Source organism: Wolbachia endosymbiont (group B) of Lycaena phlaeas, from assembly GCF_947251875.1.
Lineage (GTDB): Bacteria > Pseudomonadota > Alphaproteobacteria > Rickettsiales > Anaplasmataceae > Wolbachia.
Genome location: NZ_OX366392.1, coordinates 67,458 through 86,818, shown reverse-complemented (window position 1 = coordinate 86,818; position 19,361 = coordinate 67,458). Strand labels below are relative to the sequence as shown.

The 19,361-nt window shown below is 33.7% G+C and carries 12 protein-coding genes and 1 pseudogene; 11 read left to right on the top strand and 2 right to left on the bottom strand.

Going from position 1 to position 19,361, the window contains the following annotated elements; translation table 11 throughout:
- Positions 1 to 6: 6 nt before the first annotated feature.
- Positions 7 to 975 carry a hypothetical protein gene (locus OPR37_RS00380; RefSeq protein WP_265016853.1) on the bottom strand — a complete coding sequence of 323 codons (969 nt, stop codon included), beginning with the start codon at positions 973 to 975 and terminating at the stop codon, positions 7 to 9.
- Between the two features lie 98 nt (positions 976 to 1,073).
- Between OPR37_RS00380 and priA the strand changes: the two genes are divergently transcribed.
- From priA to OPR37_RS00355, 5 genes are all read left to right on the top strand, one after another.
- A complete protein-coding gene (priA, locus tag OPR37_RS00375; protein WP_264684910.1) occupies positions 1,074 to 3,038 on the top strand; it encodes a replication restart helicase PriA in 1,965 nt (654 codons plus the stop codon).
- A 115-nt stretch (positions 3,039 to 3,153) separates the two neighbouring features.
- Positions 3,154 to 3,957 (top strand): ankyrin repeat domain-containing protein, encoded by an 804-nt coding sequence (locus OPR37_RS00370; RefSeq protein WP_264684909.1) that lies wholly within the window; start codon positions 3,154 to 3,156, stop codon positions 3,955 to 3,957.
- A 558-nt stretch (positions 3,958 to 4,515) separates the two neighbouring features.
- Complete coding sequence (locus tag OPR37_RS00365; RefSeq protein WP_052264726.1) at positions 4,516 to 5,904, top strand: ankyrin repeat domain-containing protein; 1,389 nt, start codon at positions 4,516 to 4,518, stop codon at positions 5,902 to 5,904.
- Positions 5,905 to 6,036: 132 nt separating this feature from the next.
- Entirely contained in the window at positions 6,037 to 6,624 is a 588-nt protein-coding gene (gene recR, locus OPR37_RS00360; RefSeq protein WP_264685039.1) for a recombination mediator RecR, read from the top strand.
- A 118-nt stretch (positions 6,625 to 6,742) separates the two neighbouring features.
- Positions 6,743 to 7,438 carry a hypothetical protein gene (locus OPR37_RS00355; protein WP_264711252.1) on the top strand — a complete coding sequence of 232 codons (696 nt, stop codon included), beginning with the start codon at positions 6,743 to 6,745 and terminating at the stop codon, positions 7,436 to 7,438.
- Between the two features lie 450 nt (positions 7,439 to 7,888).
- On the opposite strand, the gene OPR37_RS00350 is transcribed toward OPR37_RS00355, so the two are convergent.
- The gene (locus tag OPR37_RS00350; RefSeq protein WP_214303242.1) at positions 7,889 to 8,908 is read right to left on the bottom strand and encodes an IS110 family RNA-guided transposase; all 1,020 of its coding nucleotides are present in this window, start codon (positions 8,906 to 8,908) and stop codon (positions 7,889 to 7,891) included.
- A 56-nt stretch (positions 8,909 to 8,964) separates the two neighbouring features.
- On the opposite strand from OPR37_RS00350, the gene OPR37_RS00345 reads away from it, so the two are divergent.
- The 6 genes and pseudogenes from OPR37_RS00345 to hemA all read left to right on the top strand — a co-directional run bounded on the left by OPR37_RS00345 (position 8,965) and on the right by hemA (position 19,274).
- Entirely contained in the window at positions 8,965 to 9,477 is a 513-nt protein-coding gene (locus OPR37_RS00345; protein ID WP_265016852.1) for a hypothetical protein, read from the top strand.
- Positions 9,478 to 9,532: 55 nt separating this feature from the next.
- Positions 9,533 to 10,753 (top strand): KAP family P-loop NTPase fold protein, encoded by a 1,221-nt coding sequence (locus OPR37_RS00340; protein ID WP_264684908.1) that lies wholly within the window; start codon positions 9,533 to 9,535, stop codon positions 10,751 to 10,753.
- A gap of 158 nt (positions 10,754 to 10,911) precedes the next feature.
- A complete protein-coding gene (htpG, locus tag OPR37_RS00335; protein ID WP_007302187.1) occupies positions 10,912 to 12,816 on the top strand; it encodes a molecular chaperone HtpG in 1,905 nt (634 codons plus the stop codon).
- A gap of 38 nt (positions 12,817 to 12,854) precedes the next feature.
- Positions 12,855 to 16,031, top strand: a complete 3,177-nt coding sequence (locus OPR37_RS00330; protein ID WP_264685543.1) for a TomO hydrophobic C-terminal domain-containing protein — start codon at positions 12,855 to 12,857, stop codon at positions 16,029 to 16,031.
- 150 nt (positions 16,032 to 16,181) lie between these two features.
- Positions 16,182 to 18,013, top strand: a pseudogene (locus OPR37_RS00325) (ankyrin repeat domain-containing protein).
- Positions 18,014 to 18,077: 64 nt separating this feature from the next.
- Positions 18,078 to 19,274 carry a 5-aminolevulinate synthase gene (gene hemA, locus OPR37_RS00315; protein ID WP_214303449.1) on the top strand — a complete coding sequence of 399 codons (1,197 nt, stop codon included), beginning with the start codon at positions 18,078 to 18,080 and terminating at the stop codon, positions 19,272 to 19,274.
- The last annotated feature ends 87 nt before the right edge of the window (positions 19,275 to 19,361 follow it).

Sequence of the window (19,361 nt, the reverse complement as noted above, 5' to 3'; positions counted from 1 at the left end):
CACCTCTTAAAAATTTTCACTATAAATAAGTCTTGAGAAAAATGCGTTAACTGTAGATTCAGCCTTTACCTTGTTTTTGCATAACTGCTTAGATAGTTGATCATCGCTAAAAAGCAGATTCTTAGTATCGAGATATTTAGCATAGTTGCCAGCAGGTATTGAGTAGAAACCGCTTTCAAGTTCAAGATAAGAGCTGCTATTGAGAACAAAAAATAAATCGCTCTGGTCAAGCAGTATGTCATAACCAGAGCTCGTGCAATGTAAGTATTCATTGCCTTCATACTCTGCTATGTAGTACTTACTTGCATCAAGATCACCATCAAGCTGCAAAATTGCCGCTGAACGTCCATTCCCAATACTATGGCCTTTTATTACTTTAAGTACTTTAATCTCATCATTTTCTATGAGTTCCCTTAACTTTTCATTCTTTTTATTTAATTCTTCCTCTGCTTTTCTTCTGTCTTCTTCTAATTTTGTTTCTTTTTCAACAAGCTCATTTTGTATTTGCAAAAACATATCTTGAACGGTTAAGCCATTTAGAAAGTAATCCAATACAATTGACACAAACGTCTGCAATTCACCATTATCTTCAAAGCTCTTTTCCTGCTTTTTGTCATATTGAGTGGGGTTATAGATTGCATACATAGGATAAAAGCCATAATTCACCTCGTCGAATGATAACTCTATCGAAAATCCGCTCTGATCAAGTGGAAGTTTAGTAGCTAAATATCTACCATTATTATCTCTGACATACAGCTCATTTATACCATAGTGCCCACTATATTTGTTGTAATAAATATAAAAATTCTCAGGATTAAGATTAAAGTAATCATCTAAATTGTTAGGTTTACCGAGCTTTTCACGTAGAAAACTCTTGCTCTTATCTGTAAGTTTGATGCGTGTAGAGAAGTAACACCGATCTATTCGGTCACCTTTTTCTATTTCAAAGTCTAGGACTATTTTATCGCTAAACATACAGAATTTCCTCACATTTCTAATATTTATGATTATAAATTGTGTACTATGAAAAAAGCATTAAGGCTTCTTTATGTATCTAAAAACAGCGCTAACTTATGACAAGAATAGTTGACGTATTACTACCACTTCCAATTGATCAGCTATTTTCATATGCAATTGAGAAAGATACTGAAACTTCAATTGGAGATTACGTAGTGGTACCATTTGGCAGAAAGCGTTTGATTGGAATAGTTTGGAAATATAGCGGCAAGAGTGATCGAGAATTAAAATGCATTGAACAAAAGATCGAGTTACCGAGTATCAGACCAAAACTGATCGAATTTGCAGAGTGGGTTGCGCAGTATAATGTAATACCTATCGGTATGCTTGCCAAAGTAATAATGGGAGGAGTATTAAAGGTAAATCAGATAGATAAGTTAGTTTTCACTAAGCAAAATCAGGAAATAAGTGAAATAGATTGCCAATTAAGCCCTGAGCAGCAAGCAGCTCGCAATAAGATAATAAGTAATTTGAATGAGTATTCAGTGACTTTGCTTGACGGTGAAACCGGGTCTGGAAAAACGGAAGTTTATCTCTCTGTGATTGCAAGGTTAATTGAAATCGTAAACGATGCACAAGTCCTTATCCTTCTGCCAGAAATTGTTCTAACTTCACAATTGGTAAATCGTGTTCACAGTCAGATATCTGGAAATATAGCTGAGTGGCATTCAGGACTTACTCCAAAAGCTCGCCGAAATAATTGGCTCAATATAGCAAATGGAAGTGCGCAGATCATTATTGGGGCAAGGTCATCACTTTTTTTGCCTTATAAAAACCTAAAATTAATTATCGTCGATGAAGAGCATGACTCATCCTTTAAACAAGAACAGGGGATTATATATAATGCTCGAGATATGGCCATTATCTTAGCCAAGCTCGAAAATATTCCGATTATTTTATCATCCGCTACTCCGCTGCTTGAAACAATTTATCATGTTAAAAAAGGGAATTACAACCATGTAAAGCTAACCGAACGATTCGGTGGTGCAGAGTTGCCGCACATAAAAGTAGTGAATAATAAACAATGGATTTCAAATGAGCTTTTCGAAGGGATAAAACAAACCATAGAGAAAAAACAGCAAGTTATGCTCTTTCTAAACCGCAGGGGGTATGCGCAACTTGCAGTTTGTAAAAAATGTGGATATAAAATTTCCTGCTCAAATTGCACTGTATGGCTTACGTACCACAAGAAAAAGAATGTCCTTTTATGCCATCACTGTTCTTATCAATTAAAACTTCCAGAAAAGTGTTCTAATTGTCAAAGTCAGCAGTCATTATCCCTTTGTGGTATAGGAATTGAGAGGTTACTTGAAGAAATAGTAAAATTAATACCAAACGCAAAGACTGCGATTATTAGCAGCGACCAGAAGTCGCTTGGTAGCGTAATTGACTCAGTGCTCAAAGAAGAAGTGAATATTATAATCGGTACACAAGTGATTGCTAAAGGGCATAATTTCCCTAAGTTAACTTTGGTTGGAGTGATAAACGCAGATTTAGGCCTTGAAAATTCTGACCTCAGGGCAGCAGAAAAGACATATCAATTATTGCATCAAGTTGCAGGAAGGTCGGGAAGGTTTAATGAAAAAGGAATGGTAATAGTGCAAACTAATAATCCTGAAAGTTTGATAATAAAAGCATTGCAGCAGCAAAAAAGGGATTTGTTTTATGAAATTGAACTTGAGTCAAGAAGCAAAGCTAAAATGCCCCCATTTAGTAGATTAATAGCGCTTATAGTTTGTGGTAAGGATCAATTTGCAACGCAGAAAGCAGCAAGTGAGTTAACAAGCTTTTTACATAATCAATTTTCAACTACCTCTCAGCACTTGACATTGAAAGAATTTGAAATTTTTGGCCCATCACCAGCAGCAATAAATTTCTTAAATAATAAATATCGGTATAGAGTGTTACTCAAAATACACAATAAATACAGTCTGTCTATAAAGAAAAAGCTGAAACATTGCTGTAACTTGAGTTCAAATATTGCAGTAACAATAGATGTTGATCCTGTGAGTTTCTTTTGAATTTATTTGACATTTGTAGGAATTGCTAATAAGTTCTATTAATTTTTTAATTAAAAAAACTTGACTTTTATTAGAATTTATTATATTATTTATATAATTAGAATAGGGAGATAATATGACTGATTTACGTAAAATCATTAATGATGGAGAAAAGAAATTTATAGAAAAAATTAAAGAGTTACAAGAATATCTTAATGATAATAGCGAAATTGTGATTAAAAAGGAGTTATTCTCACTGGCTATTTTAAATAAAATCCCTGTAAATGGAGATCTTATCAATAAAGAAGGAGGAAAGATAGTATACCCTATCTTGAAACACTGTATTAAACACAATAGTGCAAGGTCTGAAAAAGGAGATATATTACCGTTTCAAAACGTGATGAAGATTTTAGATGAAGTGGTGAATATATTTGCTACTCCTCAGTATTTCTATAAATTGATAAATTTTCAAGATCAAAATGGAAATACGTTATTACACCAAGCTGTTATAAGTAATAACACTGAGGCAATAGAAGCCCTTTTAAAATATGGTGCAAGCCCTTTGATAAAGAATAAAGAAGAGAAAATCCCATTAGATTTAGATCAAGAAGAAAAAACAAGAGAAGCACTCATTAAATCTATGAAAGACCAAGCTCAATCGAAAAAAGAAAGTGCTAGATGTAATGGTTTGATTGGCATTATACCTGGCGTTTTTCTTGGCATTGGACTCGGTGTTGGTAGTGCTTTAGTCCCTTCAATGACTATTATATTATGCACACTCGCAGTATCTGCTCTTGTTGCTGGAATAGCAGTTGGAGTGGCTATATATTTCCTAAGTCAAGACTATAAACAGGCTAAATCAATAGAAGAAGCTGTTAATCCTCAACTCTCTTCTGTCAAGTATGAAAAGACTGAAGATAATAAAGCAGTACTAGGATAACTGTGAGTTTTTTAACATTAGATTTCTTGCATAACTGGAATTCGAAAGTTCCAGCGCATTTTTCTTATTGGATTCCAGTGTCAAGCACTGGGATGACATCTTATTATGCAAGAAATCTATTCATTTAAAACTTATTTGAGAAAACGTAGCTATAAAAACCGCAGGTACCAGTTGGTTTTTATTAGCTAAATTAAAGGTCAAGTATCTGGAATTCTGAACATAAGATCCCCCTGTATAAAAAAGATTAGAAAAAATGCAGTGAACATACGACAGATATGCTCTGAAGAGGATACGCTACATTTTTTAATGAGTTTAATAAAAAAGTCTGCAGACGGAGATAGATTTTTGAGCTCAATAAATATCTCTAACTGTAATTGTAATCAGATTTAAAATATGCGGAAGTAATTTTTTAGCTATAAAATCTTCTAAAAAATTAACACAGAAGTTAGTTTCATAAGTATTTTTATCAAAAACTATTTTAAAAAAATTTAAATAGAGTTGAAAAATTTTAAAGATGAGATACCCTACCTGAAATGCAACTTCTGTAAAAAAAGAAATATGAAAGGTGAAATAAACACTGCAGCAAATTTTCAAGCAGAAGACCTTGAGTCTAAAAATGCTACAGATCTTGATTGTTTAGCTAACTCTCTAAATTCTTTGAATGCAAAGAGTGCTGAGATTAAAGATAAAAGGAACGATGTGCCTTTTTCCAGTAGAAAAAGCAACTCGCATGTTTTAGAACTTTTTTCTAGTGAAAATGTTGAGATTCACATTCAAGATAAAACGCCTTGTGCTGCTCGGAGTGAATCAGGTATAGCTGTAATATTTAGAGGTATAGCTGGGTTGTTTAAAGGTAGGAATAGTATGGACGTAACCCTTTATCAATCTAAAGTGCAACGTAGCTCTGCAATTGATTACAGTACTACAGAAAGTATAGGGTTACGGCTACTAAATATCTGTAAAGGAGAAGAAGATATCTCTTTTGATCAAGAGATTAATTTTTTATATAAAGAGGGTTATTTGTATGATGTCTTATTGTTGCAAGACGAGGAGAATCATGACACACCTTTACATGTAGCTATAAAAAGAAATCGTACTTGTTTTGTAGAAAAACTTTTGTGTATTCTTAAGGAACCATACTGTTCAAGTGAGTTTTACAAACGCAAATATTTTGAACATAAGCAAGAGAATGAAAAGCCGCTTTTCAAAGTTATTAATACTAATAACAAGGATGGAAAAGATGCAATTACTCTGGCTATTGAAAGCAATAATTCAGAATGCATTTCAGCTCTTTTTAACTACTTAACTCGTGAAAATATTAACAGAAGAAAAGATGTTGAAAATGAGTACACACCTCTACACGAAGCTATGCTTCTTAACAAAAATGAAGCAATCAAAGAGCTTCTCAAATCAAAGGATATAGATACTGAACTCATAGATAAGGAATCTTACAAAGCATATAATTATGCTAATAACAAAGAGGCCATAGAATTGTTTATTCAGCACTATAGTAGTAAAATTAGTGAGTTGCGTATAAAATTAGAAGATAATAATAAAAAACTAGCACGAATTAAGTGTGTCCTAAACAAAACAAAACTTACTTGTGTATGCTTAGCAGCCTTCGGCTCTTGTTTTAGAATGTATAGAAATTCCCATGACATAATAAATGAAGAAGTGAGTGAAGATATGTTATATTATTCTCTTGCATTGCTTGCCAACACTACAGGTCTAATATTATTTTTTAATTATTTGATCGATACAATACTTTCCAAGTATGAAGAAAAAAATTCTAGTTTGAATAAAGAGTCAGACAGTTATGTAGAAGAAAGAAATATGTTGAAAAATAAATTACGTCATTTTCAAAAAAGAAGTACCGTAGTAACTACGCAAATGTGTGAGATAATTTCAGTTATACCTGAATCAGAGTTAGGTTACAGTAGATTGTGATTACATTAATTTTTTCAAGACAGTTCTAAAAAAAGTGGGAAATCTTTTTCATAGCCAATCAAACTAAGCTTTCTTTACGAAAGGTTTGATGTTATCATTTTATAAACTATATCCTGAATTTGTTAAATGAACATTAATATAAAGAATTTAGTTCATGCTTTTTCTAAATTGCCAAGTTTAGGTCCATCATCATCACGAAGATTAGTTATACATTTGCTCCAAAATAAAGAGAAAGTCATGCTACCGCTTGCATCTTTGATTAGAGAGCTAGCGGATCTTATAATAGAGTGCAAAATTTGTGGAAACCTAGATACTAAATCGCCGTGTTCTATTTGTACTAACCCAAAGCGTGACACCAAGTTAATGTGTGTAGTAGAAGAATTGGGTGATCTATGGGCATTTGAAAAAGGGAATATATATTCAGGTATGTATCATGTTTTGGGTGGAAGGCTATCAGCAATAAATGGCATAGGTCCAAAAGAACTGAATCTTGATAACATTCCCAAAAGAGTTACAGAATTTAAAATTGAAGAGGTCATTATTGCAATCAATCCGACATTAGAAGGCCAAGTTACTGCGCAATATATAATTGAATTGCTAAAGAATTCGAATGTAAAAATATCGCGCCTTGCTTGTGGTATACCGATAGGTGGAGAAATTGACTACCTAGATGAAGGGACTCTGAAGATAGCGCTTACTTCAAGACAGGATATTAAATAATATTCCATTTCTTCTGAGCAACATACTTTAAAAATACTGTAACATACTTCAGCCTAGAAACTTGCTTGCTAATTGAAAATATTATACATTTAAATATGGTATTTAAAAATGAGGGGTTATGTTAACTTTTGTACTAGATGGAGTACGTGATACTTATAGTTGGTTAATCAAAAAATCAAGATCAATCGCTCTTGATTTCATTGCGCTATTTAACAAAGAATACGCAGATAGTAAACGAATTGGATACATATTAAAGGATATAAAGATTGACTTAGGACTACAAGTGCCTAATTTAGAAGTGAAAAAATTAAAAGAGTTTGATTTTAAATCAAATGATCTACTCTTAACAAAAAGCGATATTAATTTTCACAATACAGATTTATTAAAGGATATTATTATTAAACCTGATTTCAGCAAAATAATAAGAGAATTAAATCAAGACGAATATGCTCGATATAAGGATCCTGATTTCAGCAAAATAATAAGAGAATTAAATCAAGACGAATATGCTCGATATGAGGATATTATTATTAAGCCTTATTTCAATTTCAGCGAAATAACAAGAAAATTCAATCTAGACGAATACGAATATGCTCGATATAAGGATATTATTATTAAACCTAATTTCAGCAAAATAATAAGAAAATTAAATCAAGACGAATATGTTCGATATATTGATAACCTAAGCTTTATATTTCCATTAATGCTGGTGTATAAAAACTTTGTGCATAGTGACTGGGTATCTGATAAGTTCTCTAATTGCATAAAAGTCAACAATAATTTTTTGTATCATGAAAAATATTTTTTGATGTAAAATTCAGCTCTAATACAACCTTTTATTTATTATTGTATTATCTTATTCAATCAAAAGAGGTTTTATTGGCAATAAAAACATCAACACTAATTTCCAATTAATCTCTTTTAAACTATGTAGCCAATGAATATGTGGATAAATACGTCCACACAAACTTAAAGTATTTATCCACATATTCATTAAGCTTATAAAAACTAAGGTATCATTCTTTTCCTCTATAGTCTTAATGATTTTACATAAGTTAAAAGTAGCATGCTTCCATTGTTCTCTCCGCGGTCTAATATGGCTAATTCATATTGTAGCCAAGCCGCACTATACTTGTTAGGCGGAAGTGGACGGCAACATGTACGCCACGAAGTCTATGCTTCAACTTATCCTCTTGCTTATCCCTTCCATCGGCATTGCTATCTTTACTTTCAGTAAAATTATTGTTTTATACTTCTTTAGTGTTTATTGATAGCAAAACTCTTTTCTATCGATTAGCATCTTATGCATAATCACGGCTAATTTTCTTGCTACTGCAACAATTGCTTTTTTCATGCCCTTTTTCTTTTTAAGCTTCAATCCCCAGCTTCTTAATTTAAATGTCCTTTTACATTTTACCAGTAAGACCTGCGCGGCTTCATATAACATATTCCTACAGTCCACTGGTCCCATTTTTGATATACTTCCGTGTCGATCAATCTCACCAGAAGCGTACTGTCTTGGACTTAATCCCATATAGGCTCCAACTGTATAAGATGTTTCAAACCTATGCAGATCATCTATTGCAGCTTTATATGTCATTGCTACTATAATACCAACTCCTGGAACAGTAGTTAATAATTTACAATCCTCATCTTTTTTGCTTTGTTCTGAGAGCATTTTATCAAGTTTTCTTATTGATTCTTCTATTATTTCTAAACTATGTACTAATGATTCAATTGAGGTTTGGCTAATTTCATCTAGATTATTAACCATTTCTTGCACTTTTAAAGCAAAGTTTGCAGAACTAAGACGTTGATTAACTTTTATCCCGTATATTTTCAGTAATCCCCTTATTGTTCCCGCAATTTGCTCTCTGCAACGTATTAATTGTCTTCTGCTTCCAAGTATTATTTTAACCTGACAAGCTTCGTCTGATTTTACTAATACCTCCTTAAATAGCCCAACTCTCATCATTTGTGCTATGCCTCTTGCATCATTTTTATCATTCTTATTGATTCTCGCAGATAATGCTGCTGCCATATGCCTTGCATCTACACAAGTTACTGGTAATCCAAGATTCCTCAACTCTTTGCACATCGATATTGATAATTGCCCGCTTTCTATTCCTATGGACTCGTATTTTTTGTTTTGACCAAGCAGAAACTCAGCTATTGCACTGCTTTCACTTGCAACAACCCCTTCTTTAACAATTTTTCCTTTCTCATCAATGATACTAATAAAAGTTTCTTTGAGTGAGACATCTAACCCGCTATAATGTTTCATGAGACTACTCCTACTGTAAAAGTTTAAATTATTCTTGAAGAACTAATTCATTGAATTTGTTACTTCGTGCTAAAATAATGGAGTATGTCTCTCCATCATTCAATAGCAATTACAGTATGTATGGTAATTCTGCACTAATAGAATTAATAAAAACTTGTGATAGTAGGAAAATCATGGAGGAAAAAATAGACTTATGGAAGGAAAAAGGAAAGTTAACAATAGATATCAGTTTGGATGCAGGAAGCTTAGCTTATATAAACGGGATGTTTCCTTTAATACAAAAAGCTATTAAAAACAGGAGTTTTATAATTCAAAACTATTCTGGACTCTATGAAAGTGGAATTGAGCAACTAGTAACTGAATTCAAAGATTGTAAAAGTTTAAAGGAAACACAGGAAGTAATAGACGATCTTACACAAAATTACGTGCAATACATGGAAAGATGCATAGAAGAAAAAACAGGAATAAAAACTATCACATATGATCCATGTGGTGTGCTTGATCCTGTAAGTAGCTTGAAAAACATTTCTATTAATGTGTTAGAAAAACATGGATTACTAAGCAAATGATTGTCTGGACCCTTAACTTATAAGATACTATAGTAAAATATAGCATAAGGATCTTATGTGCTTTAAAAAACTTATATCATTAGTAAGATTCAGAAAAAAAGAAGACGAGCAATTACCTAAGGTAATAACTTGGGAGAATGATTGCTTAGGCTATAAACAAGTTGCAAGTAAATTTAGTTCTATAATCAAGACAATTGGTAAGTCTTTTTCTATTGTATCCTTAGAAGGATATGATAAATGGGGTAAGACGTTTTTTTTGAAAGAATGGGTAAAGGATCTAGAGCAGCAAAATGAAATTGCAGCTTATTACAGCGCATGGGATATTAGTGCGCTAGATCAACCATTGCCTTCTTTTTTGCATTTCCTGTTTGAGGATCTATTCGCATCATACAAAGTAAAAAGGAGTGTTATACAGCAGTTCAAAAACATAAACCAAGAACTATTTTCTCTCAATACATTAGGAAAGCTGATCAGTAAATCTCCACTTGCTATGCTTTCAGTATTTCTCGATGCTGCAAAAGAGGCTGATAAGAAAGACATTGGTTTTGTCTTGGGTGAGTTAAATCTTCTCCAAAGGAGAAAAGAGAACATTAGAGATTTTAAAATACAACTAGCAGATGTGGTTAATAAAATCAGGAAAGACAAAAACATTTATATAATGGTGGATGATCTTGATATATGTCGCCCTAAATTCATTGTCGATTTTTTAGAATCCATAAAGTACATGCTTGATGTTGAGGGACTGGTTTTCATTATCTCTGTTAGCCAAGATAAGAGTAATGTGCAAAGAGCAATTAGCACAATACTTGGACCAAATTTTAGCCTAAAATCTTTTACTGATCTCTCTTTGCATTTGCCAAAACAGCCAACAGAGCAGTTTATAAGAAAACTGTTTGAAAGTTCTGAATTACCGAAAAAATCAAAGAGCTTAATTATAGATAGCTTTATATTTTATGCAGAAAGCTTCTCATTATCACTGCAGGCAATACAATACTGTATAAGAAGAATAAAGCTATGTTTTTTGAACCATGCAAAAGAAGAATTACTTGATCCGAATTTATTTACATTTTTAGTAATACTACAGTCAGTAAACACTGATTTGTACGAGGAATTATATTCATCACCTCAGAAAGTACTGGAGAAGATTGAGAGTGATTTAATGCCAAATGGTCAAGAAGAATGGAAAAAGCTTAAAATCTCTCTTGAGACTACTTTAAAAAAAAAAGAATCAAAGACTAACAAATCTTTGAAGCAAATAAGAGATATTATATTCTAGCACTTTCTTCTTAATTTGCATGACACAATGGTTGTACTTATTCCAGTTTAGCATTGGAACCATAAGTTGGCCCACATAAATTTTAGCATGTGTGACCTTGAAAGATCGCAGTGCAATACTTAAATTATTAGAGTAGTAGGCTAATAATGGAGCTCAAAATGCACAACATACAAGAAACTGAAAGTTTAAAATTTGACGCTGAAGTAGGCAAAGTACTAAATATAGTAATTCATTCACTTTATACTAATAAGGATATTTTCTTGCGTGAGTTAATATCAAATGCATCAGATGCATGTGATAAATTGCGCTATGAATCACAATTAAATGCTGATTTATTAGATTCAAGTGATGAGTTGAAGATTACTATTAGCTCCAGTAAAGATAAGAATGAGCTGTATATAACCGACAATGGAATTGGCATGAACAGGCAAGATTTAATAGATAATCTTGGCACGATTGCAAGTTCTGGTACGCAAAAATTCTTGGATGCAATTAAGAATAATAAAGATTCGAGCCAAGCTGTAGAGCTGATTGGAAAGTTTGGTGTTGGTTTTTATTCAAGCTTCATGGTTGCTTCAGAAGTTATAGTAGAATCAAGGAAAGCCGGAGAAGAAGAGTCTTGGGTGTGGAAATCTAAAGGAGATGGAGAGTATTCAATCAGCAAATTAGATGGTCAAATCTCTCGTGGCACAAAAATTACGCTCATCATGCGTCCTGAAGAAAGCGAATTTTTAGACAAATTCCGTATTGAAAACATCGTTACTACTTACTCTGACCACATAAATTTTCCCGTTGAGTTTGTAAATGAAGAAGGAAAAAGTGAAAAATTAAATAGCAAAGCTGCAATTTGGACTAAGCCAAAAAATGACGTTACTCCAGAAGAGCACAACGACTTCTTCCGTGGTGTTGCACATGTGGGCGGTGAGCCTTGGATGATATTTCATAATAAAAATGAAGGTGCAATAGAGTATACGAACTTGCTTTATGTTCCTTCTATCAAGCCTTTTGATTTATTTCATCCAGATAGACGCTGCTCTGTAAAATTGTATGTAAATAAAGTGTTTATCACTGAAGATAATGTGCAGATTATACCGCAGTACTTGCGTTTTTTGAAAGGTGTGGTTGATTCACCGGATTTGCCTCTCAATATCAGCAGAGAAACACTGCAAAATAATCGTGTAGTTGAGCAGATTAGGAAATCTTTAACTAAGCGCATAATATCAGAGCTCGGCAAAAAAGCAAAAGAGAATTTAGAGGAATATACAAAATTCTGGGGCAATTTTGGTGCGGTGTTAAAAGAAGGTCTTTGCGAAGCTATGCCAACTGATGAAAGAGAAGCATTGCTTTCCATTTGCAGATTTCATAGCACCAGTGATGGTAAGCTAGTTAGCATTGATGATTATATAAGCAGAATGAAGCCTGAACAGGAACATATCTACTATCTCACAGGTAATAGTCTCGATTCAGTAAAAAACAGTCCACAACTTGAAGGATTCGTCAGCAAAGGATTGGAAGTGCTTCTATTTGTTGATCCAGTTGATGATTTCTGGACTAGCGTGATTCATGAATATAAAGATCAAAAATTTAAGTCTGTGACCCGCGCTGATGTTGATTTAGAAAAATTTTCTTCAGAAGAAGGCAAGAAAGATGAAGAAAATAAATCAGATGAAAACAAAAGCGAAGAAAACGCGGATTCTATACTCGAATACTTCACCAAGGTTCTTGGAAGCTTAGTAAAAAGTGTAAAGATCTCTAAGAAATTAACCGATAGTCCTGTGTGTCTAGCAGTTGATGAAGGAACTATGGATCTCCGTATGGAGCGTTTTTTACGTGAACAGAAGCAGCTAAATTACCGCACGCCAAAAGTACTTGAAATTAACATTAAGCATCCTTTGATAAGAAACATAATGGAATCTCACGCTAAAAATGGTGAAAATCCAACACTTGGAGATATGATTTACTTATTGTTCTATCAAGCTTGTATAGTGGAAGGTGAAGAGATGGAAGACGTAAGTCTATTTGCTAAAAGGCTCAATAACTTGCTTGGCAAAATTTCTATTTAATGCTATACTTAGTTTAGCTAATAATTAGGGGGTAAAACATGGGGTGGAATTTACTTGGTGGGCTCATGCCGCCAGCAGTAGATACTGCAGAAGAAAGGGAGCGTCGCCATTCCAGAGATTCAGGTGCTGAAGAAGAATTTGAAGTTTTAGAACAAGAAGAAATTAAGGAGCATCGTCATTCTGGAGATTCAGGCAATTGTTCAGAGGTTGAAGAAGGACAAAATACTAACAGAGCAATTGAATTGGAATTTCAGCTAACACAATCTTTGCTAAGTCAAGTAAAGGCAGGTGAGAATAATAGGAATGCAAATTCTGGCAAGCAAGCACAACTTGATTTGGAAAGAATGGATTTTGTAATTAATGGGCAAACAATAAGCAAAGCGTATGTTCACGAGTTATATTGCCAGCACAATCACTTAATTTCGAGTGAAAATGCAAATTACCGCCTGTTTGCTAAGCAAGTTTTCACAGAAATGTTTAAATATGCTAAGGCAGAAACTCCAAATGACAATATATTAGAAGAGTTAATTACTAATTGCAATCAGGCTGGGTATGATGGCTCTTTGTTAATGCAGCTCTCTCCTATATTCTCTAAGCATAAACTAAGCTTGCCTCATGCCAACGATAGAAAGATAAGTATTGTATATAATAGCCAAGGTTCTCTCAATATTCAGTATTGTCCAAGTATGCCTGTTAGAGAACTTGATACAAATAAGGAAATATGCAGGGTTGATGCTATTTTAGAGTTCACCCTTAAGTTTCGAGATAGTAAGGTAGAGTATGAAAACGGCAAAGTAACACTTGCTATTCCTGAACAATTAGAGAATTACAAAGTTGATGGCAAAAGTTTGTTAGATGAAATAAATAGGCATTTCGAAGATGAGGATAATAGAATTACAGAGACTCTTGAGAAAAATATGAATGAAGGACCTAAGTCATTTGCTGCTGAAGACTTGTCTATTACTGAGAGTTCATCTGATAGTAGTGAAGTAGCAAACAAAGTAGTTACTGATCCAGGCATTTTAGGTAATGTTGCGAATGTATTGGTAGGTGTTGCAGAAGTTACAGCAGTTGTAGCAACAGAGTTATTTTGGCCTCAAGATCAGGTTAATATAGAACCAAGGCATAATGAAGAAGAATTTACCATTACCCCTAAAAATTTAACCTTTGATGGATTAATAGACGTTATAAATAAAGCAAAAAATTATGGTGATTATGCAGATTTAGATAAAACTATAAATAATATAGAGGAAAGCGATAGATTTATTACTGATTTAAATTGTGGTAATTTGAAGGATTTTTGCTCTCAACAGCTTAATTTGACTGATCATATGCACAATGTGCTGTTGAATAATAGCTATGATGAAACAAATGGTTATTATAATTATTCAGTAAAAGAGCTTTCACTACTAGCCATTGCAGCTGATGACACACTTGTGGAAAGGTATGCAGAAACGCATAAAAGTATATTATTTACGCAAGATGAAGGTCTCGATAGGCTACTTATTGGTGTTGGTGGACAGCGCTATACTAAGCTTTTATTAGAAGATTTGGAAAAAAATCGAAGTACTATTCTACCTTGGCATAGCATATGTGAAAAACTTCGAAGGGCGTTGTCTATTCGTAATCAAGAATGCGTGAAAGCGGTATTAGATAAATTTAAAGATACTGAAGCCAGGTCTAGAGTTTCTGATATGTCAGAAAAATTTTTGCACTATGCTATACAACAAGATTTTATAGATGTAGCAAAGACTATTATTAATCATAAAATTGCTGATATTAATAGTATAGACAATTCAGGGCATGCACCTTTGCATTGGGCTGTGGCACGTAATAATTTAGAATTAATGGGCTTGCTTATTGGAAATGGCGCTGAGATTGATATTCAAGATGAGAGGCATGGCAGAACAGCTTTACATTGGGCTGCTTACCATGATAAATTTGAAATAGTAAAATTACTTGTAAACAAGGGAGCTGATTGGAACATTCAAGATAGAGATGGCAAAACAGCTTTAGATCTGGTAGGAACGAAAAGTTTATATTTGGTAAGGGAAGAAAACAGGGAAAAATCTTCTAGTGAATCAAAAATCACAAAATTTCTTGAAGGTTTAGATGATAAAACACCTTTGCATTTAAATATTAAAAAAGATCCAGAATCCAAAAATATTGATAATCAACAGCCGCAAAGAAACATTGTTGATAAAGTAGAGAATATTATGAATAATGAAGAGGCTTCAATAGAAGAAGCTATAGGTAATAATTGTGAGGAGGGTAAAATGCCTGGAAATGAAAAAATTATAGGAGAAAAATTGTCTAATGCTGTCGATAGAATCAATCTTACTCGTTTGATACATTTATTAAAGAAATTAGAAGTCAGCACATATGAACCTACTGTACAGAAGCTCTTGGACCAAGCAAATGACAAAATTACAAATTTGGAAGAGGGTGAGCAAAAAGAGGCTCTTGAACAAATAATACTATTTCTTGAAAATGAGCTCAAGCACACTGCTGCTACATTACCAGTAGACAACAATGTAGAAGCTGCTGCAAGTAGCCAAGAAGCTCCTTTGGTAGAGTCTAAAGAAAGCTCACCATCACTGAGTTCTGAGGAGGATGATTTTTCTAAACTTGAAGGTAATAAAAGTGATTGCTCTGCCGGAACTTCCTCAGACTCTAATAGTAATTCTCCATTTGAAAAAATTAGTGAAGAAGGTCATGAAACAAGAATATCTGTAATTGACACAGTGGAAGCTGAAGCAACAGCTAATGGTACTGTTTCTAGTAATTCTGTTCCTTGTACTTTAAGAGTAGAATTAACAAGTGATGATGAAGATGAATTTCTTTCGATTGAAATTGAAGATGTTAATAATGATATTAACGTTAATCAACCTACTGAGCATGTAGAACAAGTTGCTAACGGAAATGGACAGCCAAAAACAGAATTGCCAAGAATTAATGAGCAAAGCAGCAAAAGTGGCCTCAAAAAAAATCCACAAAATACAAAGAAGTATGTTGTAGCTGCTTCTGCGCTTGCAATAGCCGGTATTGTTTCAGGGGTGGCTGTTGCAGTTTACTTGGAAATGTTAGCGGTAGGAATAGCAGTTGCAGCTTGTTGTCTTATTGCAGCTACAGTTACATACTGCTGTAGACCTAAAAGCTTAATTGAGAATGGTGAGCCTGCAGAGATTGTGTTCAAGGAAAGGTCTGTATACTAAATATAGTAGTCTATTATTTAATAATTTATTATAATTATATTGATTATTAATAGATAAAAACTTGGTAGACTACGAAGAGATGCTTGCTAAGTTGACAAAATTGCCATTTAATGCTACACTTAGCTTAGCTACTAATTAGTGAGGAAAAACATGTTAGGTTCAGATTTTGTATCACAGGAATCAAACAAAATTTTAAAGAAATCAGATTCTAGGGATTCGGGAACTGAAGAAGGGTTTGAAATTTTAGAACGAGAGGAAAAAGAGCGCCGTCGTTCTGAGGATTCAGGTAATGAAAGTCAAGAGGAATCTGGCGTTAATAATTCTGATACTAAATCTAGTGCAGTAACTACGTTAGAATTTCAGCTAACACAATCTCTGCTGGGTCAAGTAAAGGCAGATGAGAATAATGAAGATGTAAAGTCTGGTAACACAGCTTATCAAGACCTATATAGAACGGATTTTTTTGTAATCAATGATCGCACTATAGATAATAGTTTCATTAAAGGGTTATATGATAAATATAATGAGGGAGATGATAAACGTCTGTTTGCAAAGTATGTTTTTACGGAAATTTTTAAACATGCTAAAGCAGAGGTTCCAAATGACTATATACTGGAAGAGTTAATTACTAGTTGCAATCAAGCTGGGTATGATGGCTCTTTGTTAATGCAGCTCTCTCCTATATTCTCTAAGCATAAACTAATCTTGCCTCATGCCAATGATAGAAAGATAAGTATTGTATATAATAGCCAAGGTTCTCTCAATGTTCAGTATTGTCCAAGTATGCCTGTCAGGAAACTTGATACAAATAGGGAAATATGCAGGGTTGATGCTATTTTAGAGTTCACACTTAAATTTCATAATGGTGAAGTAGAGTATGAAAATGGTAAAGTAACACTTATCATTTCTGAGGAATTAAAAGCTGGTAGGGAAAGTTTACTAGACGATATTAATGAACGTTTCACAGATTATGATAATGATGGATTTATTCATTTACACGTTGCAGCACAAAAAGGTAATGTTGAGCTTGGCAGGCATTTACTAGAATGTGGTGCAAATATTGAGATTAAATCAAAAACAAAAGTAGGTGGTGACACTGCACTTCATTTAGCTGCCAAGAGTGGTCATAAAGATTTTGTGAAGCTTTTACTTGATAATGACGCAAATGTTAATTCAGTAAGCAGTACAGGCAGCAGAGTAACTCCTTTACATGAAGCAGCATATAGTGGACATTCAGATGTTGCAGAATTGCTAATAGAGCGTGGCGCAACAGTTGATGCTAAAGAACGATATAATCTTACTCCTTTGATGTATGCTTCTGCAGAAGGTAATTCGGCAATGGTGGAATTACTTTTAAAAAAAAGGCAGATCTTTATTTACAACATCATAATGGTGAAACTGCATTGCACTTAGCTGCTGATAATGGTCATTCTGATGTAGTTGCCATCTTAATAAGTGCAGCAAAAGATAAAGAAAAGTATGTTAATATGCAAAGCAACAGTATTGGTACTGCGTTGCATGTTATAGCTTATAATCGAGAAATAAATGAAGAGCATAAAAAATCTGCAAAATTGATAATAGACAATGGTACAAGCCCGTATTTAGAAAACGATCCAATTATTAATAAACCATCAGATACTCTTTTGAAAGGAAGCTCTTTAGATATGGCAAAAAAACGAGGAAATAAGGGATTTTTGGAATTTATGTCATCTTTAGGCTATTCAGCAACCGTACCAAGCAATTCAAAGAATGATCCACAAAACACAAAAAAGTATGTCGTAGCTGCTTCTGCGCTTGCAATAACTGTTATTGCCTTAGGAGCAGCTGTTGCAGTTTACTTGGAAATGTTAGCAATAGGAATAGCAGTTGCAGTTTGTTGTCTTATTGCAGCTACAATTACGTACTGCTATAGGCCTAAAAGCTTAGTTGAGGATAATCAGGTCAAAAAGGTTATGCAGACAGAAGAATGTCAGTCTAAGTAATAAATATAGTAGTCTATCATTTAATAATTTATTATAATTATATTGATTGTTAATAGATAAAAACTTGGTAGACTACGAAAAAATATTCTTAAATAAAATCAAAGATATAAAAGAAGAAGGGCGCTATCGTGAATTTACGCATTTTGCGTCATTACCTGGCAAACTTCCCTATATTATGGATTATGAAAGAAATAGAGAGGTTATTGTCTGGTGCAGTAATAATTATCTGGGAATGTCACAAAACGATAGTGTCATTGCTGCTATTCAAAATTCATCTGTTGGTGCTGGAGGAACAAGAAATATATCAGGTACAACAAAGGAAGTTGTTGAGCTCGAGAAGTCTTTGGCTGACTTGCATCAAAAAGAAGCTGCTTTAACTTTTGCTTGTGGCTATCTTGCCAACCAAACTACACTTAGTACTTTATCGTCTGTTATTCCGGGTGTGGTAATTTTTTCAGATGAGAAAAACCATTCTTCAATGATAGAAGGTATAAAATCAGGAAAAAGACCGAAGCACATATTTAGGCATAATGATGTTGATCACTTAGAGCAGTTGCTAAAGTCTATAGATATAAAAACGCCGAAAATAATAGCACTTGAATCTGTATACTCAATGGATGGTGATGTAGCACCGCTTGAAGCGATATGTGATCTAGCAGATCAGTATAATGCAATTACCTATTTGGATGAGGTACACGCAGTTGGCATGTATGGACCGCGCGGTGGCGGAATTGCAGAAAGAGAAGGTTTGATGGATAGAATAACTGTTATTCAGGGTACATTATCAAAGGCTTTTGGAGTGATGGGTGGATATATAGCGTCTTCAAAGAGCTTGGTGGATGTAATAAGAAGTTCAGCCCCAGGATTTATTTTTACTACTGCTATGTCGCCCGTTTTAGCAGCAGCAGCAAAGGCAAGCGTTGAGCATTTAAAATCGAGCAATGTTGAAAGAGAGAAGCAAAAGCAGTCTGTTGAAAAGGTAAAAGACTCACTGAGAAACGCAGGAGTGAATTTTATGCAAACAGAAACTCATATAATTCCAATCATAATTGGCGATCCTGAGTTGTCCAAAAAAGCATCAAAATTGTTATTTGATGAGTATGGAATATATGTACAACATATAAATTACCCAACAGTTTCAAAGGGGACTGAGCGCTTCCGTATTACTCCTACGCCTTACCATACAAATGAAATGATAGAGCATTTAACAAAATCTCTTGTAAAAGTTTTTGAGAAATTGTCTGTTTGTGTCTGTTGTTGAGTTTAAAGTTGCCAAGAATAAGGTATCTATTTAAAAGCATGGTTAATGTACAAAATCAGTGCTTTATTTCTTGTCATGAAAGTAGCT